General features: G+C 34.4%; 22 protein-coding genes. 2 read left to right on the forward strand and 20 right to left on the reverse strand.

Features of this window, described 5'->3' with window-relative positions:
* Nucleotides 1-172 precede the first annotated feature (172 nt).
* From ACZDYH_RS23780 to ACZDYH_RS23815, 8 genes are all read right to left on the reverse strand, one after another.
* Nucleotides 173-2113, reverse strand: a complete 1941-nt coding sequence (locus ACZDYH_RS23780) for an AMP-binding protein (RefSeq protein WP_000806481.1) — start codon at nt 2111-2113, stop codon at nt 173-175.
* Nucleotides 2114-2162: 49 nt separating this feature from the next.
* Nucleotides 2163-3704 (reverse strand): acyl-CoA carboxylase subunit beta, encoded by a 1542-nt coding sequence (locus ACZDYH_RS23785; RefSeq protein WP_474887316.1) that lies wholly within the window; start codon nt 3702-3704, stop codon nt 2163-2165.
* A 2-nt stretch (nt 3705-3706) separates the two neighbouring features.
* Nucleotides 3707-4495, reverse strand: coding sequence for an enoyl-CoA hydratase (locus ACZDYH_RS23790; RefSeq protein ID WP_000939818.1), 789 nt, complete (start codon nt 4493-4495; stop codon nt 3707-3709).
* A gap of 4 nt (nt 4496-4499) precedes the next feature.
* Nucleotides 4500-5411 (reverse strand): hydroxymethylglutaryl-CoA lyase, encoded by a 912-nt coding sequence (mvaB, locus tag ACZDYH_RS23795; RefSeq protein ID WP_000775436.1) that lies wholly within the window; start codon nt 5409-5411, stop codon nt 4500-4502.
* A gap of 21 nt (nt 5412-5432) precedes the next feature.
* Entirely contained in the window at nt 5433-5648 is a 216-nt protein-coding gene (locus tag ACZDYH_RS23800; RefSeq protein ID WP_001987345.1) for an acetyl-CoA carboxylase biotin carboxyl carrier protein subunit, read from the reverse strand.
* Nucleotides 5649-5674: 26 nt separating this feature from the next.
* A complete protein-coding gene (locus ACZDYH_RS23805) occupies nt 5675-7012 on the reverse strand; it encodes an acetyl-CoA carboxylase biotin carboxylase subunit (RefSeq protein ID WP_016098542.1) in 1338 nt (445 codons plus the stop codon).
* 15 nt (nt 7013-7027) lie between these two features.
* Entirely contained in the window at nt 7028-8173 is a 1146-nt protein-coding gene (locus ACZDYH_RS23810) for an acyl-CoA dehydrogenase (protein WP_000397282.1), read from the reverse strand.
* 216 nt (nt 8174-8389) lie between these two features.
* Nucleotides 8390-9358 carry a YbgA family protein gene (locus tag ACZDYH_RS23815; protein WP_044306560.1) on the reverse strand — a complete coding sequence of 323 codons (969 nt, stop codon included), beginning with the start codon at nt 9356-9358 and terminating at the stop codon, nt 8390-8392.
* A gap of 233 nt (nt 9359-9591) precedes the next feature.
* On the opposite strand from ACZDYH_RS23815, the gene ACZDYH_RS23820 reads away from it, so the two are divergent.
* Nucleotides 9592-9891 (forward strand): WGxxGxxG family protein, encoded by a 300-nt coding sequence (locus tag ACZDYH_RS23820; RefSeq protein ID WP_049107879.1) that lies wholly within the window; start codon nt 9592-9594, stop codon nt 9889-9891.
* A gap of 121 nt (nt 9892-10012) precedes the next feature.
* Here the strand turns inward: ACZDYH_RS23820 and ACZDYH_RS23825 are convergent, their stop codons facing one another.
* From ACZDYH_RS23825 to ACZDYH_RS23855, 7 genes are all read right to left on the reverse strand, one after another.
* Complete coding sequence (locus tag ACZDYH_RS23825; protein ID WP_086412090.1) at nt 10013-10666, reverse strand: TetR/AcrR family transcriptional regulator; 654 nt, start codon at nt 10664-10666, stop codon at nt 10013-10015.
* A 24-nt stretch (nt 10667-10690) separates the two neighbouring features.
* Nucleotides 10691-11710 carry an ABC transporter permease gene (locus ACZDYH_RS23830; protein WP_086412089.1) on the reverse strand — a complete coding sequence of 340 codons (1020 nt, stop codon included), beginning with the start codon at nt 11708-11710 and terminating at the stop codon, nt 10691-10693.
* Nucleotides 11707-12432, reverse strand: coding sequence for an ABC transporter ATP-binding protein (locus tag ACZDYH_RS23835; RefSeq protein ID WP_474887321.1), 726 nt, complete (start codon nt 12430-12432; stop codon nt 11707-11709). Before ACZDYH_RS23835 ends, ACZDYH_RS23830 begins: the two co-directional genes overlap by 4 nt.
* A 188-nt stretch (nt 12433-12620) precedes the next feature.
* Nucleotides 12621-12872, reverse strand: coding sequence for a hypothetical protein (locus ACZDYH_RS23840; RefSeq protein ID WP_000548621.1), 252 nt, complete (start codon nt 12870-12872; stop codon nt 12621-12623).
* Between the two features lie 215 nt (nt 12873-13087).
* The gene (locus ACZDYH_RS23845; protein WP_474887324.1) at nt 13088-13930 is read right to left on the reverse strand and encodes a metallophosphoesterase; all 843 of its coding nucleotides are present in this window, start codon (nt 13928-13930) and stop codon (nt 13088-13090) included.
* Nucleotides 13931-14190: 260 nt separating this feature from the next.
* The gene (gene bla / locus ACZDYH_RS23850; protein WP_069604110.1) at nt 14191-15117 is read right to left on the reverse strand and encodes a class A beta-lactamase Bla1; all 927 of its coding nucleotides are present in this window, start codon (nt 15115-15117) and stop codon (nt 14191-14193) included.
* 216 nt (nt 15118-15333) lie between these two features.
* On the reverse strand, nt 15334-17466 hold the full coding sequence (locus ACZDYH_RS23855) for a peptidoglycan D,D-transpeptidase FtsI family protein (RefSeq protein ID WP_474887326.1): 2133 nt from the start codon (nt 17464-17466) through the stop codon (nt 15334-15336).
* A gap of 383 nt (nt 17467-17849) precedes the next feature.
* On the opposite strand from ACZDYH_RS23855, the gene ACZDYH_RS23860 reads away from it, so the two are divergent.
* Nucleotides 17850-19610, forward strand: a complete 1761-nt coding sequence (locus ACZDYH_RS23860) for a peptidoglycan D,D-transpeptidase FtsI family protein (protein WP_474887328.1) — start codon at nt 17850-17852, stop codon at nt 19608-19610.
* A gap of 11 nt (nt 19611-19621) precedes the next feature.
* Here ACZDYH_RS23860 and ACZDYH_RS23865 read toward each other — a convergent pair whose 3' ends face one another.
* The 5 genes from ACZDYH_RS23865 to ACZDYH_RS23885 all read right to left on the reverse strand — a co-directional run.
* Complete coding sequence (locus tag ACZDYH_RS23865) at nt 19622-20449, reverse strand: SH3 domain-containing protein (protein WP_474887329.1); 828 nt, start codon at nt 20447-20449, stop codon at nt 19622-19624.
* Nucleotides 20439-20972 carry an RNA polymerase sigma factor gene (locus tag ACZDYH_RS23870; RefSeq protein WP_000438340.1) on the reverse strand — a complete coding sequence of 178 codons (534 nt, stop codon included), beginning with the start codon at nt 20970-20972 and terminating at the stop codon, nt 20439-20441. The genes ACZDYH_RS23865 and ACZDYH_RS23870 overlap by 11 nt, the downstream gene beginning before the upstream one ends.
* Nucleotides 20973-21409: 437 nt before the next feature.
* On the reverse strand, nt 21410-23377 hold the full coding sequence (locus tag ACZDYH_RS23875; RefSeq protein ID WP_157418743.1) for a penicillin-binding transpeptidase domain-containing protein: 1968 nt from the start codon (nt 23375-23377) through the stop codon (nt 21410-21412).
* A 246-nt stretch (nt 23378-23623) separates the two neighbouring features.
* Nucleotides 23624-24661 (reverse strand): serine hydrolase domain-containing protein, encoded by a 1038-nt coding sequence (locus tag ACZDYH_RS23880; protein WP_474887332.1) that lies wholly within the window; start codon nt 24659-24661, stop codon nt 23624-23626.
* Nucleotides 24662-25324: 663 nt separating this feature from the next.
* On the reverse strand, nt 25325-25694 hold a 370-nt coding region (locus ACZDYH_RS23885; RefSeq protein WP_474887334.1), incomplete at its 5' end, for a PPC domain-containing protein.

A 25694-nucleotide genomic window follows, 5' to 3' on the forward strand; every position in this document is an offset into this window, starting at 1 on the left:
AAATTTAATTACTCTAATGAATAAAGATGCCACAGTATCGTATTTTAATAAAAATTATAAAACAGACATACCTAACACTAATAGTAAAATTTTTCTTCTTCATCAACTTCACTTCTTCTCTTTTTATAAACATAAAAAAGGAGCTCTATTTATATAGAGCTCCTTTCTAATTTTATAATTTACTAGACTGTAACCCCTGAATAAACGGAACTACTTCAGGATTTACAAGCGATGATAAATCACCTAATTCTTTTCCTAAGTAAGCTGCTTTAATAACACGGCGCATTACTTTAGAATTACGTGTTTTCGGTAAATCTTCTACAACGTGGATGTCTTTAGGACACAACGCTTTTCCAATATGAGAGTTTACTAAACTCATTAATTCTTTCTTTAATTCTCCTGTGAATGTTACATGGTCTCTTAACACTACAAAACAATGACAAACTTCACCTTTTACTTCGTCAGGTACACCAATTGCAGCAGCTTCGATTACATCGTTATGTTTCACAAGAATAGATTCATATTCAGCAGGTCCAATACGTTTACCTGCAATATTTAACGTATCGTCTGAACGCCCTGTGATGATATATTGTTCACCATCGTAAATGACCCAGTCACCGTGGACCCATTTATTTTCAAAACGCGACCAATATGTGTTTACGTAACGTTCATCATCTTCCCAGAAGCTTTTCGTCATACCTACCCAAGGTTTCTCTAAGCATAATTCTCCGACTTCATCTCGAATTGGTTTACCTTGATCATCCAGTACGACAGCTGCCATTCCTGGTAAAGATGCGTTAAAACTAATCGGTGCTATTGGCTTAATAAGAACATTACCGAAAATCCCACCAGAGATTTCAGTTCCACCTGAGTAGTTACAGATTGGGACATTTCCTTTTCCAACTGTTTCAAACAGCCACATCCATGGATCAGGATTCCAAGGTTCTCCTGTTGATGCGAATACTTCCAAACTCTTTAAAGAATGTTTATTGACATACTCATCACCTTTTGCCATCAATGCTCGGATTAACGTTGGCGAAATACCTAGATGAGTAATCTCATATTTATCAACTGTCTCCCATAACCGGTCTGCTTCTGGGAAGTCTGGAACACCTTCGTACATAACCATCGTTGCTCCATTAATGAGTGAACCGAATAATAGAAACGGCCCCATCATCCAGCCCATATCAGTTACCCATAATACACGATCACCTTGTTTAATATTCATTCCAAATCCTGCATCAAAAGCTGCTTTCAAAGGAAATCCTGCATGCGTGTGTACTGTTCCTTTCGGCTTACCAGTCGTTCCTGATGTATAAATGAGCATTAATGGATCATCACTTTGCATTTCCTCGGCATGTATGAATGGTTTTTCTTTTTCTAGCGTACTCCACGAAAAATCATAGTTATGTGGTGTAAAATCATTTCCTGCATGACGAACGATAACAACTTTTTCAACAGTTGGGCAATGTTCACAAGCTTTATCTACTTCATCTTTTAAAGAAACAATTTTACCGCGGCGTGAAAATCCATCTGCGGTAATAATCATTTTTGAACCTGCCGCTTGCACACGTGTCATGACTGCATCAGACGCAAAGCCTGAGAATATTGGTGAAATAATTGCTCCGATTTTCATTACAGCTAGCATCGCAACAACTGTTTCTGGAATCATCGGCATATAAATTGTTACACGATCACCTTTTTCAATACCCGCGTGTTTCAAACCATTTGCAACACGGCTTACCCAGTTGTCAAGCTCTTCATATGTAAATGATTTTGAAGTTCCATTTTCCCCTTCGTACTGAAGTGCTGGCTGTATTCTCGTCTCTTCATCCGCAAGCCAGCGAGATAAAGCTGATTCTACAACGTTACATGTTCCGCCATTATACCACTGTGCAAACGGTGTACCATTTTCTAAGTCTAACACTTCTGTATAAGGTTTCATCCATTGATAGCCTACTGCTTTTTCTGCCTCTCCCCAAAACCAAGCTGTTTCCTCAATAGATTTATTATAAAAAGTTTCATAGTCTTCATATCCCAATGATTTCATCCAACCATATAAACGTGTTTTTTCCTTGTACTCTTCTGTTGGAAACCAAACTGCTTGTTTCAATGTTTTCCCCTCCTTAACTTTTTGAGCAAGAAAGCCCTAAATAGGGCTTTTAAACTGGATATACAGGATGTTTACGATCTGTGAATACTTGATATTTACTCATATACATTTCGAAACGTCCTTTTAACTCTTCACGTAAATTGTTTGGATGAACAATACCATCAATCACCATCTCTGATGCTAAATGATAAATATCAATATCTTTCTTATACTCTTCACGTTTTTCAGCAATGAAGCTAGCACGCTCTTCTTCTGGTAAAGCTGCAATTTTATTTGCATATACAGCATTAACCGCAGCTTCTGGACCCATTACCGCAATAGAGGCTGTCGGTAATGCCAGACAGCAATCTGGTTCAAATGCTGGACCTGCCATCGCATATAAACCAGCGCCATATGCTTTACGAACAACGATAGAAATCTTCGGTACAGTTGCTTCACTCATTGCAGAAATCATTTTTGCACCGTGGCGAATAATACCGGCACGCTCTACTTTTGTACCAATCATAAATCCTGGTACATCCGCAAGGAATACTAATGGAATATGATATGCATCGCATAAATTAATAAACTTAGCAGCTTTATCAGCTGAATCGTGGAATAATACGCCGCCCTTCATACGCGGCTGATTTGCAATAATACCAACTGGCTTACCATCAATACGTGCTAAGCCTGTAATTAGCTCTTGAGCAAATAATTTTTTCACTTCATAGAATGAACCTTCATCAATAACTCTATTAATGAGATCTTTCATATTGAAAGGAGCATTTTGATTTTCTGGAATGATTTGTTCTAACGTTTTATCGAATTGTTTCGGTTCTTGAGGTGTAACCAATGGAGTCTTTTCTAAGTAGTTGTTTGGAAAATATGAAATGTATTGTCTTGCTTGTGTAATCGCATCTTCTTCTGTCTTACATAAAACATCTCCGCATCCTGATACAGAGCAATGCATACGAGCTCCGCCCATCTCTTCTAAAGTTACCTTCTCACCGATAACCATCTCAGCCATACGAGGAGATCCTAAATACATAGATGCATTTCCTTCTACCATCATTACAACGTCGCAAAAGGCTGGAATATAGGCACCACCAGCTGCAGAAGGTCCAAATAATAAGCATACTTGAGGAACTTTACCTGATAATTTCACTTGATTATAGAAGATTCTTCCTGCACCACGGCGTCCTGGGAACATTTCTACTTGATCTGTAATACGCGCTCCAGCAGAGTCAACTAAATAAAATAACGGAACACGTAGTTTTTCAGCTGTTTCTTGAATACGTAAAATCTTTTCAACTGTGCGTGATCCCCATGATCCAGCTTTTACAGTAGAATCATTGGCCATTACACACGCAGTACGACCATGTATTTTACCCGTTGCCGTTACAACGCCGTCCGCAGGTAAGCCTGTTTGTTCACAGTTAGCAAATAATGCATCTTCTACATATTCGCCATTATCAAATAGAAGCGCTAAACGATCTCGAACAAATAATTTTCCTTTTGCTTTATTTTGTTCATGATACTTTGGTGCGCCGCCTTGTTTAATCGTTTCAACTCGTTCTTCAAATGAATTAGATTGTTGTTTTTGATCTAACATATTTACTCCCCCTTATACGTTGGTGTGCGTTTTTCCTTGAATGCTTGTAATCCTTCTAATCTATCTTTCGTATGGATTACACCTTCATACGCTTGTTTTTCCATTTGTAATCCGGTATGTAAATCAACTTGAATACCATTTGAAATTGCCTCTTTTGCTAATCGAACAGCAATAGGTCCATTACTAGCAATTTTCTCTGCTATTTCAATCGCTTTCTCTTCAAGTAAATTAGCTGGTACAACAAATTCTACTAAACCATATTCTTTTGCTTCTTGCGCTGAAATACGTCTACCTGTATAAATTAATTCTTTCGCTCTACCAACACCAATTAATCTCGGTAAGCGCTGTGTACCACCCGCTCCTGGTATAATTGCAAGTGTCGTTTCAGTAAGACCAAGACTTGCAGATTCAGCAGCAATTCTAAAATCACAAGCTAAACTTAATTCCGTACCACCACCAAGTGCGATTCCATTTATAGCAGCAATAACTGGCTGTGGTAATTGTTCAACCATCTCCATAGTCGTGCGAATCATACTAACAGCATGGCGAACTTGTTCCTCATTCATACCAGCACGTTCTTTTAAATCAGCACCAGCACAAAATGCTTTTTCACCAGCACCTGTTAGAATAACTACACGCGTATTGGACTCTTCACTTATTTGAGTTAATATGTTTTGTAACTCTTCTAATAACGCTAAAGATAATGAGTTTGCTTGTCTTTCACGATATAACGAAATCTTTACAACGTGAGGTGTTACATAATCAACTGAAATGTTTTGTAATTGTAGCATCTTCTCACCTACTTATCGTTTTATGTTGAAGCGCTCTATACACATGACTCGGTAATTGGATATTTAGCTTACTTTGAATAAATTGACTAGCTCGCAATAACTTTTCTTCGTCTATATTCGTTTGAACTCCTAATTTATGGAGCATATGTACTAGGTCATCAGTAGCAACATTACCTGATGCTCCTGGTGCATAAGGGCAGCCCCCGAGTCCACCACAAGAACTATCAAATGTTGTAATACCGTATTCTAATGATTTAACTACATTTGCTAGAGCCATTCCATACGTATTATGAAAATGCATGGCAAACTGCGAAGCATCATACTTCTTTAATAGATGTTCTAATACTTGTTCTACTTGTAATGGATTCGCTACACCGATTGTATCCCCAAGAGAAACTTCATAAATGCCGTATGAAAATAGTTGATTACATAATTCGTCAACTGCTGTGACACTTATATCCCCTTCATAAGGACATCCAAATACAGTAGAAACATAGCCTCTTACCTTTTTCCCTTCGAATAATGCCTGTTTTGTTATATCTTCGATTACAACTAACGCTTCTTTAATCGATTTATTAATATTACTTTTATTATGAGATTCACTTGCTGATAAAAAAACATTCACCTCATCTACATTTTGCAAAAAAGCTCGTTCCAAACCATTTTGGTTCGGAACAAGCGCAGCATATGTAACATTTGGATCCCTCTTCAGCTCAGAAAACACATCATTTGCATCCGCTAATGCTGGGACCCATTTTGGGTGAACGAATGAGGAAACTTCAACATACGACAATCCTGCTTCTGTAAGTAGTTGAATCCATTTTACTTTATCTTTTGTGCCAACAATCTTTTTTTCATTTTGTAAACCATCACGTGGTCCTACTTCTTTAATGACAGCAAAATTAGGTAGTTTCAATTCGCTTCCCCCTATATCTCCCTATTCAATTTCTAATAATACATCTCCTTCATTTACAAAATCGCCTTCTTGCACATTAATTTTCATAACTGTGCCGGCTTCTTCTGAAATGATTGGGATTTCCATTTTCATAGATTCTAAAATGACGACATCCTGCTCTTCCTCTACTGTATCTCCTACTCCTACAACAATCTTCCAAACGTTTCCTGCCATCGATGCGTATACTTTCGTCATCATTTTTTCCCCCTTAATATTGTTAAATCTTATTTTTTAACGAGTTGTTTCGTTACAAAACCCGTTGTATAAATACCCGCTTTGAACACTTCGTCTTCCAAAACTTGCAGTAGCATTGGCGTATTCGTTTTAATACCTTCTACTTTTAATTCTTCTAGAGCATCATGTAATTTCGAAATTGCTTCTTCACGAGTCTCGCCATGTGCAATGACTTTCGCAATCATTGGATCATAGAAAGGTGTAATCGTTACATGATTTTCTAAGAAGTGATCAATTCGTACATTTGACGGTAATGTTAAATCTGTAATTTTCCCAGGTGACGGGAAGAATGTTTTCGGATCCTCTGCATAAATACGAGCTTCAATGGCATGACCACTACGTTTTACATCATCCTGAGTAAATGATAGTTTCTCTCCACTTGCGATAAGGAGTTGCTGTTCTACAAGGTCTAATCCCGTAATTTCTTCTGTCACTGGATGCTCTACTTGTAATCTCGTATTCATTTCTAAGAAATAGAAATTTTTCTGATCATCTACAAGAAACTCAACTGTACCTGCATTTGTATAGCCAAGTGCTTTTGCAGCTTGTACAGCAACTTCTCCCATCGCCTTTCGTGTACCTTCATCTAAAAATGGTGAAGGTGCTTCTTCGATTACTTTTTGATTTCGGCGCTGTACCGAACATTCACGCTCCCATAAATACACTGTGTTACCATGTGTATCTGCTAAAAGCTGAATTTCAATATGATGCGCATCTGCTATATATCGCTCTAAATACATTTCTCCGTTACCAAAGAAGTTTTGCGCTCTTGTTTTATTACTTTCAAACGCTTTGGTGAGCGTTTGCTCAGTTTCCATCAACTGCATACCAATGCCTCCGCCGCCTGCGGATGCCTTAAGCATTAATGGATAACCAATTTGTTTTGCAATTTCAATTGCTTCTTCAGCAGTTTCAATATTTGTAGTAATACCTGGGACTACTGGGACATCTGCTGCTTGCATTGCGATACGTGATTCGATTTTACTTCCCATCTTCGTAATGATTTCTTCTGAAGGACCGATAAATACGATTCCTTCTTCTTTGCAGCGAACCGGAAAAGACGGATTCTCTGATAATAAACCATAACCCGGATGAATTGCTTCTGCATTTGTCTTCTTAGCTATTTCAATAATTTTTTCAAGGTTTAAATAGCTTTCTTGGACACGCGGTCCACCTACTAAGTAAGCTTCATTTGCCATTTTCACATGAAGGGCATTTTCATCTGCTTCAGAATAAATAGCAACAGTGCGAATACCAAGTTTTTGACAAGTTTTCATAATACGAACAGCGATTTCCCCGCGATTCGCAATTAATATTTTTTGAAACATAGTGATTCCTCCCTTTTATCTACATCCTAAATGTCTAGCAATTACGAGACGTTGAATTTCAGAAGTTCCTTCACCAATTTCTAATAGCTTCGCATCACGAATATGTCGTTCAACTTCATATTCACGCATATAGCCATATCCACCATGAATCTGTACTGCTTGATTTGCAATACGGCTTGCCGCTTCCGATGCAAATAGTTTTGCCATTGCCGCTTCTTTGCCGAAAGGTTTATCGTTATCTTTTAACCAAGCTGCTTTATGTACTAAATTACGAGCTAATTCTACTTCAGTCGCCATATCAGCTAATTTAAATTGAATCGCTTGGAAATTAGAGATTGACTTTCCAAATTGTTGACGTTCTTTCGCATATTGCAATGCACGTTCAAAGGCTGATTGCGCAATACCAACTGCCAATGCTGCGATTGAAATACGCCCTCCATCAAGTGTATATAAAAATTGTTTAAAACCTTTATTTACATCACCAAGAATATTTTCTTTCGGTACACGAACACCATCAAGTACGATTTCACAAGTATTAGAAGCACGAACACCCATCTTATCGTAAGGACTTGAAATCGTTAATCCTTCACTCGTAGTAGGCACGATAAATGCAGAAATACGTTTTCTACCATTCTCTTCAACACCGTTGACAGCGGTTACAATAATTGTATTTGCATACTCTGCGTTTGTAATCCAACACTTCTCACCACTGATTACATACTCATCACCATCTAATACCGCTTTCGTTTGAGTACCACCTGCATCTGATCCAGCATTCGGCTCCGTTAATCCGAAGGCACCTAATGTTTTACCTGATGCCATTGGAACTAAATACTTTTGTTTTTGTTCTTCTGTACCGAAATAATAAATTGGAGAAGCACCTAATGAAATTGTTGCAGCATAGCTTAAACCGGTGCCACCACAAGCGCGACCAATTTCTTCAACTGCTAACGCATACGATACCGTATCACCACCTGAACCTCCATACTCTTCTGGGAATGGGATGCCTAATAATCCTAGTTCGCCCATTTTTTGAAATGTTTCATATGGAAACTCTGCAGTTTTGTCATAATATACAGCTTTCGGTGCGATTTCCTTTTCAGCAAAGTCACGTACCATTTCTTTAATCATTTGTTTTTCGCGAGTTAGAGTAAATTCCATTCCGCTACACACCCCTTATCGAATATTGAGTTTCGACAGCGTGCGAGTTTCTACTACAAACATAACAACTTAAAAGACAGGAATATTAGTTAGACAATTGCTACAATTCTGTCATAACTTAATTTTAAAACAGATTCTGTACTAATGCACAAAAAAATTCCTACATTGTTCTACAACAACATAGGAGGTTTTGTGTCGAATTATGTAATTTATTGTTTAATAATCTCTACCTTTTCCGGAATCAGAAATTTCTACTAATGCTTCAGGGTATGGTTCGAAATATGTTTGTCTTAATAAATACTTTTCATCAAATCGAATAGCCCATGATTTTAAAATTGTAAGTAAACTACTAAGTGGTATTTTCTTTTCTGCATACTTTTGTAACAGTTCTATAAAATGATCTTTTTCTTGTTTTTTTAACTTTGTTTTAAAATATCCAAAAATGTGCTCGCATACATTTACATTCGATGTATAACGGGGCGCACGCATAAATAATTCATATAAAGTCTTCTCATAGTTTTCAAATACCACTTCAATCTTTTCATTTTTTTGATTTGCAATTATACGTCCTAATTCCTTTTGTTTCACCTGATTATATGCCATAAATAAATATTTATTGTCCGACTGAAACGATACAAGGTCTTTTATATTTTTACTATGTTTAATCATTTTGTAATATGCGATTGTAAATAGCCTTGTAAAGAAATGCTCTCTAATAATAAAATTCGACAATCTGCCTTCCTCTTCAATAGGAAGATGCGAAAATTTTTTTACTACTGCTCCGCCAAATAAGCCCGATCCTTTTCCCTTTGCTGGCGCTTTTTCAAAACCAGAATAAATTTTCACATCACGCGTACCACAACTTGGTGAACGATTCTTTAAAATAAAACCATCCACATCCGGTATCGTTTGTAAAAAGTCATTTGAAAACTGCTCCATTTTTTCAGTTACATCTTCTCGTGTCGACGGTTGCACAAGTCTATTCTCACCATTTTCTTCTACAATTCGTATCGTTTCACGAGGAGTCCCCAATCCAATCTCGACTTCTGGACAAACAGGTATAAATGTAACAAATGGCTGCAAATTTCGTATTGTTACATCTGGAATCATCTCTCCATTATAACGACAAGCATCAAATTCTAAACATTTACTTACGACGATTGTTGGTTTTGCAAATTGTCGCATCTTATTACCTCCTTAGTGCTAGCCCGTATAATATAAATTGTACTAAGATTAACATTTTAAGCAAAGTTTGATTCATTTATTTTTATGAGAAATATATATCCAATGATATATTAACAATCATTCAACTCTATTTTCTATAAATGTGCGCCTTATTAATGAGGGTTTAGATATTGTGAAATGAATAATACACACTTGCTTCGGAGAAATTAATGATTAAGAAAGGAGGGATTGTTATGAAAAAGAAATTATCATCTATTTTAAGTGTTTTAGCACTATCTATTATGTTTTTAGGTACATCTGCGCAAGCTGAATACGATGGAAATAATATGAATAGAGTTAATAACACTGATATTTCAACTCGAGTAAATGACAATAACTTAGACAGAGTTAATAATGATGTAAGAACTCGAAATGTTAATACAACAAATGATTTAAATGATAATCGTGATAGAAATAATAATTGGGCTTGGCTTGGTTTATTAGGACTAGCAGGATTATTAGGTCTTAGAAAAAGAGACAAAGAAACACGCTGATTTAGAATGTTTTTAGTAAACAAGTACTTATTTATCAAAAATATATAATGAAAATAAATCGCCTTTTTAAAGGCGATTTATTTTTACTTAAAAGTAATGTATGTAATTCACATTTCAACGCTTACATTCGTGGAGTTAATCCATACAATATAAATTGAATGGTATTTTCAATTTCCGCTTCATCATTCCATTTTTCTTCAGGCAATAATAAAAATCGTGTTAATAATAAACCTAATACAGCTGATAAAGTAAGACGTAGTACGGAAGATGGTGGTATCTCAATAATTTCCCCTACTTCTTGAAATTTCACAATCAACTTTTTGAAATGTGAAAACAGTTCTGTTTCTACTAATTGCTGTATTTCATTTTTCAGTTCTGGTTGGAATGGCACCTCTTGAATTAATATTTTTATCATAGGAAAGTGTTTTTGAGCAAATTTAAACCTATTATGAATTACAACCCTTAAAAGTCTTTCATATGATTCATACTCCGATTTAAATATTTCTTTTGCAAAGGTTTGTACGAAAAATGGTGCAGCGAACTTAGTTAAAGTTGGCATTACGACCGCTAGTAATAAATCTTTTTTCGTCTTATAGTAGCGGAAGATTGTTCCTTCCGCTACACCAGCCCGTTTTGCAATTTCACTTGTTGAAGTTGAAGCGTATCCTTTTTCTCCAAACATATCAACAGCCGCCTCTAATATTCGCATTTGACGTTCATTTCGTTTATCCGTATTAGTTGCAGCTATTAATTCTTCCAGCCAATCCTTCTGCATTTATAAAGCTCCTTTTTGTCATTATTATATTTTGCGATGTTTCTTTAAAGCAAATACATTTCCTACTGCAAATAATAGTGAAAAAAGTAATAATACAGTAAGATCTAATGCAATCTCTGTAAACCCTTGATTCCGAATCATCACTTGTCTCATTGCGTCAGCGCCGTATGTGAGTGGAAATACTTTCCCTAACATTTGTAGCCACTTGTTCATAGATTCCATTGGAAACAATCCAGAAAAGAAGATTTGTGGCACAATAACAAGCGGTATAAATTGAATCATTTGAAACTCATTATTTGCGTATGCCGATAAAAACGTACCTAATGTTAGTGCAGTTAAAGAGAGCATACATGTAATAAGTAGCGTTAGCCATATAGAGCCAGCTACGTATAAATCTAAAATATAAACGGAAAAACTTACGATAATTATGGATTGTATAAAGGCAAAGATTCCAAAACCAATAATATAACCTGCGACTATTTCCCATCTTCTTATTGGGGTGGATAATAACCTTTCTAGCGTACCACTTAAACGTTCTCTTACGAAGGATACACCTGATAATATAAATACAAAGAAAAATGTAAAGAAACCAATTAATACAGGACCAAGCCCATCAAACATCGTAAAGTCTTTAGAGCCATGTAAAAAATTTACTTCAGGTTTCATAATCGATACATCATTCTTCTCTGTGCTTTTTTGCAATACTTGAAGTACAGCACGATTTTTTGACGAATCACTACCTTCCAACAGAAGTTTCATTTTTCCATTCTCTATTCGAAGTATTGCATCTACCTTTTGTTTTTCTAACTCAGAAATCGCGTTTTCTTTACTGTATTCATAAATTGACGCTTCTTGATTTTTCATCACTTTTACTATTTGAGCGGGCATATCAACAACAGCAATTTGCGGTATATAGTCTTTTTGTGTAAACACTAGCGATAATAGCCAAAGTAATAACATTGGTGCCCCAAACATCATCGCTAACGAACGCTTATCTCGAAAAAATTGGCGAATAATACGAATGATTACACCAGTAACTCTCATGATGACACCACCTCTTCCAACAAAAAGACATCTTCAATCCGTCCAGATGACACGCGTTTTTTCAATTCTTCAGTTGTTCCAACCGCAACTAGTTTCCCTTCTCTAATTAATCCTAGACGCTCACAAAATTCAGCTTCATCCATAATGTGCGTCGTTACAATAATCGTTGTGCCTTTCTTTTTAAGATGATAAAATTTTTCCCAAATCGTTTTCCTAAGAAGTGGATCTATCCCCACTGTAGGCTCATCTAAAATTAATATTTCTGGTTCATGGAGGAGTGCTATTGCTAATGATAAGCGTTTTTTCATTCCACCTGAAAATTGTTGTACTTGCTTTTTCATATACTGTGACAATTGTACAAGTTCAAAAACCTCTGCAATTCTTGTCTTTTTACTTTTTCCCTTTAATCCATACATCGTTGCTATAAAATCTGCATTTTCATATGCTGACAATTCTTCATATAATGCATCCGCCTGGGCCATATAACCAATTCGTTTCATTTCATTTAAATTAGGCATATTAGTATTATTAACAAGCACTTCACCTTTCGTTGCCTCATTAATACCTGCAATCATTTTAATGAGCGTTGTTTTCCCCGATCCAGAAGGTCCAACAAAACCAAAAATCTCTGCTTTTTCAACTTGCAATGAAAGATTGTGTAACACTTCTTTTTTTCCAAAACTTTTTGATACAGTCCGTAAAATAATTGAAGGTTGTTGCACGTTTCATCCTCCTTTTCCAATAAAAATGAGTGAGTACTCACTTTTATTTTACTCTTGCTTAATTATATGTCAAACTTCGTTGATTAGTATGTATGTTCAATCACCGATATTAAACAATGAAACAGAGTCGACATTAGCATTTCATTTCCTAAAGTCGACTCTGTTTCATTTAAACTATAAATTTCACTTTACGTTTTTAAATTCATATACTTCCGAATTCTAGCAACGTCTAAAGAATATTCGATAACTAATTGCTGTAACGGTAAAATAACTGTGTCAGGATATAAATGTGCATATTGTAATGTTTCTGCATATTTTTCTAACCTTTTTTCTAAATACTTTATTATTTGATCAGGATGACTTACTAATAAACATTTACAATAATAATGGATTTGTTCCTCAATCGCCGTGTATTCTTCAATTTCATATTCTTTATGCATGTGTACACCCCTTTAAGTTTTTTATATGAATTACTTATCACAATTTTCACTCGACAAATTTTAAGTTTTTTGATTATTTACACTATAACAAACACTGAGGGTCAAATTTTGTTACTTTATGTAACGTAGAAAATTTTTAACAAAATTGTAATGTTTACTCCTGCAAAATACAGAAAGCCCCTTTACTCATTTTTGTATAAAAAAAATCGTACAGCTTAATTTAGCTGCACGACTACAATTTCTGGCCTATTCAAAATCCTTTGCGGAATGATACTATTTCCTAATCCTCTACTCACTACCATTGATGTATTTTGTTCTACATATAAACCCGCTGTATATTTAGGTAAAACACCTTGATTTGGCGCAACTAATCCTCCGATAAATGGCAATCTAACTTGCCCTCCATGAGCATGTCCTGATAAAACCAAATCCAACCGCTCATTCGTATATTCCTTTATAAATTCAGGCCTGTGGAATAATAATACATTATATCTATCTGACTGCATTTCAATTTTTGCTTTTTTAATTTCATCTATTATAATATTTCCTTCATCACGGTTTCCAGTACCAAACTCTGGATCATCAATACCTAGCAAGTTTATCTCTTGCTCACCCTTTCGAATGCCTACATGTTCATTCCTTAAAACATTGACACCATATTTCTTCAACTCTTTTTCTAAACTGTTATACTTTCCAGACCATTGTTCATGGTTTCCTGTCACAAAATATACAGGATACTTCTTTACCATTTCTCGTATTAATTGCATACTAACTTCTGCATCGTATGATTTACTGTCAATTAAATCACCCGTAATTGCAATAATATCTGGGTCTATACTTTTCATTTTTTGAATTAACACATCTTGATTATCACCAAATTTTTTATTGTGTAAGTCTGAAATTTGTAGAATTTTATACCCTTTAAAAGAGGATGGTATTTTACTAGAGGTTATTTTAATCTCAGTTATACTTATTAAATTATTCTGTAAATATAAAAAGATTGTAAAACCTACTAATATACAAATAATCATTACAATTCTATTAATCTTCTTTTTCATATTTTCTCCTTTACATTCTCATCAAACACTTCTATATGCTAACTGAATTATATTATACTTTCTTGAAATTTATTTAAATTAATAAAATAATACAGTACATGAAATTTCATATGAGATATGTCATATATATTCGTTATATTTTTACTTTTACCTTTTTAATAATAAGAATACAAAAACGACTCTTATCACACGAAAAGAGTCGTTTTCTAACTTTATACTTTTAATACTTTCATGTTAAAAATGCGAAAACTAAAATACTATTACCTAAGAGCCTTAACTATAACTTTAGTTGCCTCTGCAATGAGTTGATTATCATAAGTTGCCTCTTTCTCATCTTTACTAGATAAAATTGCGATGATAATTGGTGCTCTATTTGGAGGCCAAACGATAGCAATATCATTTCTTGTCCCGTAACTGCCAGCACCTGATTTATCTCCAACTACCCAGTCAGTTGGTACGCCTGCACGAATAAGTTTGTCTCCTGTAGCATTTCCTTTCATCCACTCTGTAAGAATTTTACGTTTTTCAGCTGGAAGTGCATTTCCGACCGTAAAAGCTTTAAGATTCGTAGCAATTGCTTTCGCTGTACTAGTGTCACGAATGTCTCCTGGAATAGCTTCGTTTAATTCTGTTTCAAAGCGATCAGACATAGTAACCCGATCCCCCATCTTTCTAAGCGCTTTTTCATATCCTTTAGGTCCGCCTATTTTATTAAATAAAATGTTCCCTGCAGTATTATCACTTGAACGAACAGCAGCCTCAGCAATTTCTCCTAGTTTCATTCCAGTATCTACATGTTTCTCTGTAACAGGTGAATAATCCACTAAGTCTTCTTTCGTATAGGTGATTACTTCATTTAATGTATCAATTGAGTTTTGCTGTAGTAATACTCCTGCTGCTAAAGCCTTGTAGGTTGATGCGAAGGCAAATCTTTCGTTAGATCGATAAGAAATTGTTTGATTTGTACCAGTATCAATCGCATATACACCTACTCGAGCATCAAATTTTTTCTCAAGTTGAGAGAACTCTTTATGCGTCGCCTGATTTTTATGTTTCACTTGTCCAGTCTTTTCTTTCGCTTCAACTTGCAGTGCCCCTCCTGTAAAAGCTTCTAGGCTTGTAATACTTAAACCTAATATACCAACGCATATTCCTATTTTTAGCATCCTCTTATTTTTCAAAATCATCATTCCTTCCAAATTTTTAGCACCTTTTTATACGTACACATAATAGACAATCACCGAACCAAATTTGTTCCATAAACTAAAAAAATTATAGCTAGTATGAGAGTTATTAACAAAATAAGAGATAGTAGCTACGACGCCTCTATCTCCTATTTCATATTTCATTTTTTACTTATAAATGGCTTTATATGAACAGGTTCTTTCCCTGAGAAAAGTACTCTAATTTTGCTTAGAACTACCTGTACTAGTAGCTTCACCATGTATACGTTGCTGTTTTAAATCAAAGTATACATCTAATACTTCCTTTCCGATTATAGAATTAATTCCATTTTTATCATCATGAAGCCATGGAACTACTACGGAAAATGCTACTTCTGGATTATCATATGGAGCATATCCAACTAACGTTAAGTTGTAACATTCCATACGTTCTCCTTTTGCATTTCTACCAATCGGGTCATCTCCACCATATACAGTTTGGGCTGTTCCTGTCTTTCCTGCTGGTTTATATGGCGTGTTTTTGAAATATTTCACGCCAGTTCCATCACCTTCTTGGAATACCCATCTAAACCCTTCTTTTATCCGATCAATATGTTCTTTCTTCATATCAATTCGATTTAATACGACAGGCTCTATGGAACGTATAACTTTGCCAACCTCTTCTTTTATTGATTGTTCTCGTATTTCTTGTACAATTTGAGGTTGCATTCTATAACCACCATTCGCAATCGTTGAAATATATTGCGCTAATTGCAACGGCGTATACGTATCATACTGACCGATAGAAAAATCTAGTAAAAACCCAGGTTGACTATCTACTTTTCTCGTTTGTCCAATTATTTCATTCGGTAAATCAATACCTGTTGGGACACCTAAACCAAATTGCTTGAAATAATAGCGCATCGTATCAAATGCTCCTTGTTTAATATCCAATGAGCCATTTGGTACGTAATTGACTCCCGCAATTTTTAATGCTGTCTGGAACATGTATACATTCGAAGATACTTGTAAAGCCCGTAAATCATTAATATTACCAAATCCGGATACATTCCACGATTTCTTAGCTTGTGTACCTTTAAATTTCATCGGCGCGTCATAAAATTGATCTCCTGGATGTATTGCCCCTGTCTCATATCCAGTTAATAAAGTAGCACCTTTTACAGCTGACCCTAGCTCATACGAAGTTGTCATGTTTCCTAATGCCAAATCCTCAACCTCTATTTTCCCTTCTTTTTCTACAATCTTTTTGCCTGCCATTGATAAAATTTGTCCGTTATTTGGATTCGTCATGACAACAAAAGCTCGATCGAGCAGTGGCTCTGAACTCTTAAAAGCTCTCAAGTTTTTCTCTATACTTTCTTCAACTTTCTTTTGTAATTCCATATCAATCGTTAATGTTAAACTATTACCACTTTTTCCTTTAGAGATTATTTCTGCGCTAACAATGTTTCCTGATTTATCAGTAATATTTTTCACTTCTTCTTTTGTGCCGTGTAATACATCTTCATATCGTTGTTCAATATAACTTTTTCCAACACGATCATTACGGTTATATCCACGTACTAAATAAGAATCTAAATTTTCTTTCGGTAATCCTTCTTCACTACTCGTAATATTTCCTAATACAGAACGAAATAAATTACCGTTTACATAATTACGTTCCCAATCAACAGTTGCATCTACTCCTGGAAAATTCGCAAGATTTTCGCTTATCCGCGCATACTCTTCATCTGTTACATCTTTTTTAATGATTTGTGGTGTTAGTTGATAACCTGAACTCATTTTACTTTTAATAGCTAACACCTTTAAATCTTCTGCTGTTAATTCTGCTAATTCTACCTCTGTAACACGACCTCTTCTTAAGTCTTCTATTTTTTTATCTAACTCTTTTCCCTCTATACCCTTTTCTTTAAACTTTTCTATATCTTTCTTAGTAATCTTTGTCTCCGCACGTTTCGAATTCAACTGCATCCAAAAATCTTTTTTATCGATATCTGTTAATTTATTTATATCTTGTTTGGGCATTTCAAGTACTTTCGCCAAGTCTTTTGCTGTTTTTAAAATATCTTCATTCGTAATCCCCTTTACCCTTGTATACGTAATTGTGCGAAGAGATTTATTATTAACGACTGTTTTCCCTTCTCGATCTAAAATTTGTCCACGCGGAACTGGAATACTAGTTATTGCATTTTGACTACTTTCTACTTGGTTCTTATAAGCCTCTCCCTCAACGATTTGTACTTTTCCTAGCTGCATAATAATAGCTGAGAATAGTACAAATATACAAAGGAACATTATATTTAATCGAATAGATATATATGTCTTCTGCTTCTTGCCTTTTTGTTCTTTCATAAATCCTCCATTTAATCCTTTCAGGAATTGCTTTAAATACTAAAAGCATTCCTTCTATATTAGATACCGATAATCGGTTATAAATATCGCCTCAATTTTTAGCTTAATCCTTGTAAGCATCCATTCCTTTTCGTTTAGCTACGGAATTAATAACTCTCCCTTCCTGTTTTCTCTCTATTTTTTTGCTGCTTGCATTAGAAGTGCTAAACTGTATAATGACTCTTATTAAACTTACATATAAACGTGCTAGTAATTTTTCATGCTAATTATTCCTTTCTTCATGCTGTAATACTTAATAGACAACCTAAACAATACAGTTGTTCCACATTTACAAAAAAAATAATTAAATATAAGATGAAGTAGGCTACATAAGGGAGGGTTATATGTTACATACAAAAAGATGGAGATTTTTTGCGGTTCTTTCTATTGTAGGTTTGATTTTACTAATTTTATTAAAAATCAACTTCATTTCAATTACTATCGCAACTTCTTCAGCTGAAAGAGGAAAGATTTTTGATCAAAATGGTGCAATACTAGCTACAAATAAGAAAGTTAAGTCTCTATATTGCACTTCTAATGATGAAAAGCTATCGAAACAAGATACATCAAGCACATTAGCTTTTTTCAATCAATTTTCAAGCGAGTTTCAACATGATATTTCTACAGAGAACATAAAATCTCAATTACAACAATCTTGTAAAAAGCAGACTATGAATGGTATACCGTTATACTCTGACATAACTGAGAATGAACTTGCATTTATAAACAAAAACAAACCCAATAATGTAATAATTAAAGATGAATGGATTCGATATTATCCTAAACACGAAATTGGTTCACAGGTAATTGGGTATGTAGAAAATGCCCTGAATTCAAAGCATATGGCTGTTGGAAAAAGCGGGATTGAGCTGCAATATGAAAATGACTTAAAAGGAAAACCAGGTAAAACTCTTATTTTTAAATTGAAAAATAAAAAGTTCTTATGGAACATTCAAAAAGTACAAAAAGGAAAAGATGTACGGCTAGCTTTAGACTCTGAGTTGCAGCAAAAGGCAGAAGAAGCATTAAGATCGCAAATTAAGAAAACACCTGATGCTAAAGCTGGTTATGCTGTAGTGAGCGATGCAAAAACTGGCGCGATTTTAACTATGGTCAACTCGGCAGTTTTTGATCCAAATATATTAAATACACATGTATCTTCTCGAAAAGAAAATATTAAATCTCTTTCGCAAAATAAAGCGATTCAAAAATTAAAGTATGGTGAATCTTATGTAAATATGGCTTCTACTATAAAACCACTTACTATTTTAATTGGATTAAACGAAAAACTTTTTCAACCCGAAGATACTTATTTAGATAAAGGTACTTTTCAGTATGATAATCAAAATAACATTACGAATGCACCTGGAACACCAACAGGTGAGATTACACCGAGGCAGGCTATCATTAATTCATCTAACACATTTATGACAGCAAAAGTAGCTCTGCCCTTATTCAACCAAAATAATGGAAATATAGAAAAAGTGGCACATATATGGACAGATTATTTAATGCAATTCGGCCTACGTTCTAAAACCGGGATTGATTTGCCCTTTGAAGAAGACGGACAATATGAATTCCATCCATCTAATAAATTTGAAAATGGGATTTCTGCTTTATTAAATGCCTCTTGGGGAGGAAATGAAGTGCATACTCCTCTTCAACTCGCTCAATATGCAGCAACATTGGCAAGTAAAGGTGATAAATATAAACCTCAAATCGTAAGTGCGATTATTGGTCAAGATGGTAAGGAAACAAAAAAGTTTAAACCCATTTTAGAAAGTTCAAATCGTTACCCGATGAACTTTTGGAGTGTCGTGCAAGGTGGAATGAGTCAAAATATAGAGGAAATTAAAAAGTTGCCCTTTGACGTCGCAGGTAAAACAGGTATTACAGGTTTTCCAAATGAGCAAGAAAGAATGATAAATCATTCTCTTTTCATTGCATATGCTCCTACTGAAGATCCACAAATTGCTATTTCTGTCGTTATTCCTGGTAGTAATTCCGAAAAAAACATTGCCGCTCTCGTTACATCAGAAATTTTAGAGTACTGGAATACTCTTCAAAAAGAGAATAAAAACAAAGAGGAAGGTTCATTAAAGTGAACCTTCCTCTTTTACCATATAGAATCTATATTTATTATTTTCCATGTACCTTCATTATTCTTTTCGAACATAAATGAATATTTAATATCAGTTAAAACGTACTCTTTCTGTACATATCCAGTATTACCGTTAATTGTCGATATTTTTATATATCCATCATTCTGCACTTTTTCTGGAATCCAAGCTTTTACCATTTCATTAGATACTTCATATAAAACTTGTGATTCTCGCTTTGGTTCTGCTAAAATTTTTGTTTTATTTCCAGTAACAGTTGCATATATAAAATGTGCTTGCTTTCGTTGGTTACTTTCCGTCAATCCACTTGGTACTTTATATATTTGCTTTGTATCATTTGCAAACTCTCCCCCCATTGTAAGGGCGACTTGCAACTCATGAAAAATATCTTCATCAAACTTCAGTTCATCCTTCTTATAACTCTTCCCTTTAAATAGAACTTCATCATTTAACGCTTTGTACAGGTCATTTTCATTTTTTGAGTTCGTACTTTGATATAGTTCATTCATAAATTGTTTTAATGATGGATCTTGAGCAGACTCATCTTTTGTTTTAGGCTTAATTTGTGTACTACTTTGTACTGGTGATTTATTATCATCAAGCCAAGGTTGTTGAACAATGAAAAATAACATTGTACAAACTAAAACAACTACAATAGGTAATGCTTTTTTACGAAATGGTCTTTTATGTTTTACAAAATCCACTTCATTATTTTCGTATATAGACTGCTTTATTTTAGAAATAAATTCTTCTTCATCTTTACGATTCTCCATTGGGCCTTTTTTTATTTTTCTATACCAGTCAGGATTTTGTTTATTGTTCATCACTACTACCCTCCCCTATTAATTTTGAAACCTTACTTCTCGCTCTACTTAATCTCGATTTTACAGTTCCAATGGATACTCCTAACGTTTCAGCCATTTCTTCATAAGATAATTCATATTTTGCATCCAATATGATTATTTCACGGTGCTTTTTAGGTAGCTTTAATACAACTTTCCACACATCATTCATTTCTTCTTGCTTAAAAAATTCTTGTTCTGCCGACTGGGATTGCTTATCGTCACTAAAAAAACCTATTAAAGATATTCTTTTAAAATAAGATGATTTCAAATAGTTTATTGCCGTATTTCTTGTGATTTTTAATATCCACGTTTTAATAGATGACTCCTTTCGAAATGAATTCCAATTTTTAAATACCTTTATAAATACATCTTGCGTAATATCATCTGATAAGTGTGGATCTTTCGTAATAATAAATGAATAATTCCATACATCTTGCCAATAGTCTTTTATAACATCGTCCAGCTCATCATGATTATACTTTTCAATAAACGTCTGTTCCATTTCCACACCTCAAACTTATTTGAATAAACGTAAAACTACCCTCACTTTTATTATGGTTTCAATATATAGACAAGATACAAGTTTCATTTGTTCCATTGTTTATCTTTTTTCAAGCAGAATAATACTACTAAAAAACAAGTAAAGCATACAATGATAAAATTCTACTCATGAAAATCTGTTTTTTGAATTTAACGTAACACTCCACTTGTCCATTTCAACTTGCTATACTCTTTCTATTTACCATTAGCAATGCCAACTTTTCAGAAATGAAAATTAAGATAAGGTATTAACTTTCTAGAGTCGCAGCAAAAAAGCATTCTCGATTAGAAAGAATGCTTTTTTGAAATTTAATTGCTCTATATTCCCCCCAATTTATACCTTTGAGTTAAGCAAACATGTAATAAATGTAGTCAAAAAATTCACCTTATAATTAAGTATTAATTCTGAAATACATGTTTTACTTTTTCACCTGGAACGTTACTTCCTCCTCTTCCTTTTACATCTTCAATCATCATGGTAACAATCATGTCTGGCGCATTTGCATCGAAAGCTGCGAACCATCCCAGTTCTTTTCCTTCTGCTTCTTTCGACTCTTTCAGTTCTGCTGTACCAGTTTTACCAGCAAGCGTAACACCATCAACCTTTGCAATTCTCCCTGCGCCATCAGGGTCATTAATGACTTTGATTAATGCACTCTTTAATATGTCTTGATTCTTTTTAGAAACCACATTTTCTTTCCAATTCCCCGCTACTTTTGCTTCTTTTAAAAGATGTGGCGACGGAATATTCCCTTCATTCACAATCGGTGCATATGTTAATGCTAAATGAAGTGGTGTCATTAATACTTGTCCTTGTCCATAGCCTGTGTCTGCTAGTTGGATATCGTTTCTTATCCCATCTCTTGCAATGATTGAAATAGGAAATTCGTATTCGATTGGTAATTTTTCATGAAAACCGTATTTCTTCAGTTCATTTACATACTGATCTTTTCCTATTTTCAAAGCTTGTTGAGCAAAATAAATATTATCAGAGTACTTCATTGCCTTATCAAAATCAATTGGACTTGCATCCTTCACACGCGTTACATAGTAATTTCCCCAAGATGAATCTTTTGTCCACTTCAATCCTTGAATTTTAAATTCTTCCTTCGGATTTATTGTGTTTGTTTCCAAACCAATTGCACCTGTGATCGTTTTAAATACGGAACCTGGTACAATTGCTTGTGTAAAGCGATTCGTCATTGGTAGTTTCGAGTCGTTACTCCATGCTTCTCGTTGGGCTTTCGATGCTCCTCTAACTATTATATTTGGATTATAAGCAGGGCTACTTACAAGTGCGATTGTTTCACCTGTTTTAGGATTAATCGCTGCACTAGACCCTGCTTCAGTTTTCATCTCATTAAAGATTTTTTCTTGAATTGCAGCATCAATTGTTAACGTAACATTTTCTCCTTCTTTTGCTTCTTTTTTTGCTACGTTTTTAATCTCTTTCCCATTCTCATCTTCTATAAATACGCGTCCACCCTTTTCACCACGCAATTTATTTTCTAACACTTTCTCTAAACCGGTCTTACCTACTAAATCATCTGCCTGATAACCTTGTTTTTGAAGTGATTTTAACTCCTCCGCATTCACCTTTCCTATATATCCAGTTAAGTGTGCCGCTGCTTCACCTAATGGATACGTACGAATATTTACTGGGCGAGATGAAACTCCTTCTAATTCAATATAATCATTCTGTCTGGTTCCCTCTTTTAAAATACCAATTGGTACAAAGGAGTCTGGTTTTATCCATTTTGCTGTGAGTTTTTGTTCGACCTCTTCTATAGACATATCAAGTAATTGTGCTACTATTTCTTTCGTTTGCGCTGCTGTTTCGCCTAGTTTCTCTGGAATAATTCCAACCTCAGTCGCTTTACCATTCGTTGCAAGCCCTTTTCCATTTCGATCATATATTTCTCCGCGTTTTCCTTGCTCTATTTGCATACGTACTTTGTAATCTTTTTTCATACCTTGGAAGATGAAGTCTGGTGTCCAATCTATTTTCCAAGACTCTTTATCTTTCACAAGTTTTGCTTCATGGATGAATGAAACTGGTCCTACATCCGTATCCATCTTAACTTCAAAAAGAAAAAGCTCTTTATCTTTCGTATTCTCTCCTTTCATTTTAACTTTTAAATTATTAGCTCCAATCCCCTCATAGATTTTTTGATATTTTTCTGTGAATTCTTTTTTAGAAATCGATTTTTTGGCATGATCTGATAAATGATCATACATATTTACAAACTTTTTATCATTCCATAAATTAATATATTCTTCAAATGCTTGTTTTGGCGGTTCGTTTTTATTACATCCTACCAACATAACTGCGAAACAAATGAAAAACAGCATCCATAATTTTTTCAATTCAATCTTCTCCCTTAATTAAAAATCATTATTCCTTTCTTAATTTATTAAATAAAAAATGTTTCAACGCTTAATAGACATTGTAAGTAATGACATTGTTCCATATTTACAAAAAATTAATATCTATGTTCATTTTAATACAAAAAAGCAGGCATAAATATATGCCTGCCTTCCGTTCCCAAAATCAATTACACCTAAAACAACGTGTGGTTAACCAAATCCAGATACTCTTCTACACCCTATTTTTTACTTTTCTAAAATAATTCCTGCTATTTCATTAGCATATTTTTTAGAGTCAAATCCATCATAGTTACTTAGTACTACAACAGTCAAATATTCTTTTAGAAACCGCATGAAGTATGAACGATAACCTGCCCAGCTACCTGAATGTTCCAAGTATCGACAGTTAAAACCTTCTGCAAGCCTTAGCCCAAAAGCATAATCTTCATTGTCAATAATCGTTTCCCCAGTTGGAGAAATTTCCAGGCCTATTTCGCTCATTCTTTTAACAAGTTCTTTTCCGCCAACGGTACCCGTAGTTAAATTTTCTCCCCACTTTACCAGGTCTTCGACTGTTGCATGAACTGCCCCATCACCTGTATGTTCCCAAGGGCTTTCATAGACCATATATGCTCCTTGTTCATTCTTTGAATACCCCCTAGCAATTGATATAGTAGTTGGGTAGCAATCTACAATTGTTGTGTCTTTCATATTTAAAGAATCAAAAATACGTTCTTTTGCAAACTGACGTAAAGACTTCCCGCTTACCTTCTCTACCACCAATGACAATAAAAAATATCCTGTATTGCTATACTCAAATTTTGTGCCAACAGGGAACCTTGCAATTTGATGACCATTAAGGTGTTTTAGCGATTGTTCCACAGTTAGTATATCAGTAAATTTAATATTTTCTGCTTGAGCCAATTCCATATAATCAACTAGTCCGCCAGTATGATGAATTAGATGCCTCAATGTTACTGGTTCAGCATATGTTCCTATAGAAGGGACAAACTTTACAATTGAATCATCTAAACTCAATCTTCTCTCTTGTTCTAAGAGTAATATAGAAAACGCTGTAAATTGTTTAGAAACTGAGGCGATATTAAAAACGCTCTTTGTGGTTATCGGTAGATTTTCCTCTATAGAAGCTAAGCCAACTGCACCTTTATACGTTACTCCGCTATCAAAACTAGCAATATATGCAAAGCCAGGAGCTTTTGGTGAAAACTTTTTTAATAATTGTTTAATCAATGTATGCGTCTTTTCATTATATGTATTATTCACCTTAATCACATCCCCTTCTCTTTGAATGGTTAGGAATACAATAAAAAATACTATATATATAAAATGTCAAATTCTCCTTTCAAAATTTAAACTTTTTAATGCATTATGCCAAGTACTAAAGGAAAGCAAAAATTATTAAAGAAATTAATAGTCTACCTTAGGATTGCTCTTAACAGGTTAAAAGCTTTTACAAACAAATTTTAGCAAACAATGTCTTCCCCCCTCTTTTTTTATGACAGTTTTTTGATTGGAATGAAAGCCAATAGAATTAATTATTGAAATATACAAAAAATCTTAATATAAACAATATTTTACAGCACTTCTTCTATAACGTAAATATTCATTTTACTTTATTTTCCACATAACAAAATATTCTACTTGAGAAATTATTGTTCCGTGGAAATTTTTTCTTTTTCACCAAATGGAAGAAGAATCCTGACTGTTAGCGCTTTTCGTATTACTCAAACCTGATAACAAGCATGCGTTCTCCGTCAAGTGTACTTCAGCAAAAGTACTAAATCCTGGAGTGTCACCTGTATGCCTCCCAATCGGAACACAGGTTGGAAGCTTAGTTTCATCCTTATAAATAAAAAAATAGGGGGAGTCTATCGTGACAGACCCCTTCTAAAAAAAACAATGATTATATACATATTGGAAATAAATTTATTTTACTAATAGTGAATATTCACCATTTTTATCATCAAATTTATACACATTCAGATAATATTTCCCTGGTTTCGCTACGAATTTTCCCTTTATAGTATTTCCTTCATCTTCACCACAAGCTACGTAATTTTGCATGTCTGATTCATGATAAAGTACCCATGTCATCCCAATATTTTGTTCATTTACCACAGAAATCTCTACTTCTTTTGGATCTGTAACATTAAACGTATAAACATCTGTTTGATCAGGAGTAATCAGATTTCCTTTTACAAGTTTATTAAACGGGAGTACCTTCTCCTCTTCAAGGGATTCACCTGTTTGCGGATCTTGTTTTACAGTAATTTTTGTTTGTTCTTTACTTTCTTTA

This window comes from Bacillus sp. EB V-12 (assembly GCF_056158125.1).

Bases quoted from the DNA above. Each gene is read 5' to 3' on its own strand.
- ACZDYH_RS23830 (WP_086412089.1), bottom strand. From the start codon at position 11,710: ATGAGAGTTACTGGTGTAATCATTCGTATTATTCGCCAATTTTTTCGA.
- ACZDYH_RS23800 (WP_001987345.1), bottom strand. From the start codon at position 5,648: ATGATGACGAAAGTATACGCATCGATGGCAGGAAACGTTTGGAAGATT.
- ACZDYH_RS23810 (WP_000397282.1), bottom strand. From the start codon at position 8,173: ATGGAATTTACTCTAACTCGCGAAAAACAAATGATTAAAGAAATGGTA.
- ACZDYH_RS23790 (WP_000939818.1), bottom strand. From the start codon at position 4,495: ATGCTACAATTACAAAACATTTCAGTTGATTATGTAACACCTCACGTT.
- ACZDYH_RS23870 (WP_000438340.1), bottom strand. From the start codon at position 20,972: ATGGAACAGACGTTTATTGAAAAGTATAATCATGATGAGCTGGACGAT.
- ACZDYH_RS23860 (WP_474887328.1), top strand. From the start codon at position 17,850: ATGTTACATACAAAAAGATGGAGATTTTTTGCGGTTCTTTCTATTGTA.
- ACZDYH_RS23825 (WP_086412090.1), bottom strand. From the start codon at position 10,666: ATGCAGAAGGATTGGCTGGAAGAATTAATAGCTGCAACTAATACGGAT.
- ACZDYH_RS23785 (WP_474887316.1), bottom strand. From the start codon at position 3,704: ATGTTAGATCAAAAACAACAATCTAATTCATTTGAAGAACGAGTTGAA.
- ACZDYH_RS23815 (WP_044306560.1), bottom strand. From the start codon at position 9,358: ATGCGACAATTTGCAAAACCAACAATCGTCGTAAGTAAATGTTTAGAA.
- ACZDYH_RS23865 (WP_474887329.1), bottom strand. From the start codon at position 20,449: ATGAACAATAAACAAAATCCTGACTGGTATAGAAAAATAAAAAAAGGC.
- ACZDYH_RS23855 (WP_474887326.1), bottom strand. From the start codon at position 17,466: ATGAAAGAACAAAAAGGCAAGAAGCAGAAGACATATATATCTATTCGA.
- ACZDYH_RS23805 (WP_016098542.1), bottom strand. From the start codon at position 7,012: ATGTTTCAAAAAATATTAATTGCGAATCGCGGGGAAATCGCTGTTCGT.
- ACZDYH_RS23820 (WP_049107879.1), top strand. From the start codon at position 9,592: ATGAAAAAGAAATTATCATCTATTTTAAGTGTTTTAGCACTATCTATT.
- ACZDYH_RS23840 (WP_000548621.1), bottom strand. From the start codon at position 12,872: ATGCATAAAGAATATGAAATTGAAGAATACACGGCGATTGAGGAACAA.
- ACZDYH_RS23845 (WP_474887324.1), bottom strand. From the start codon at position 13,930: ATGAAAAAGAAGATTAATAGAATTGTAATGATTATTTGTATATTAGTA.
- bla (WP_069604110.1), bottom strand. From the start codon at position 15,117: ATGATTTTGAAAAATAAGAGGATGCTAAAAATAGGAATATGCGTTGGT.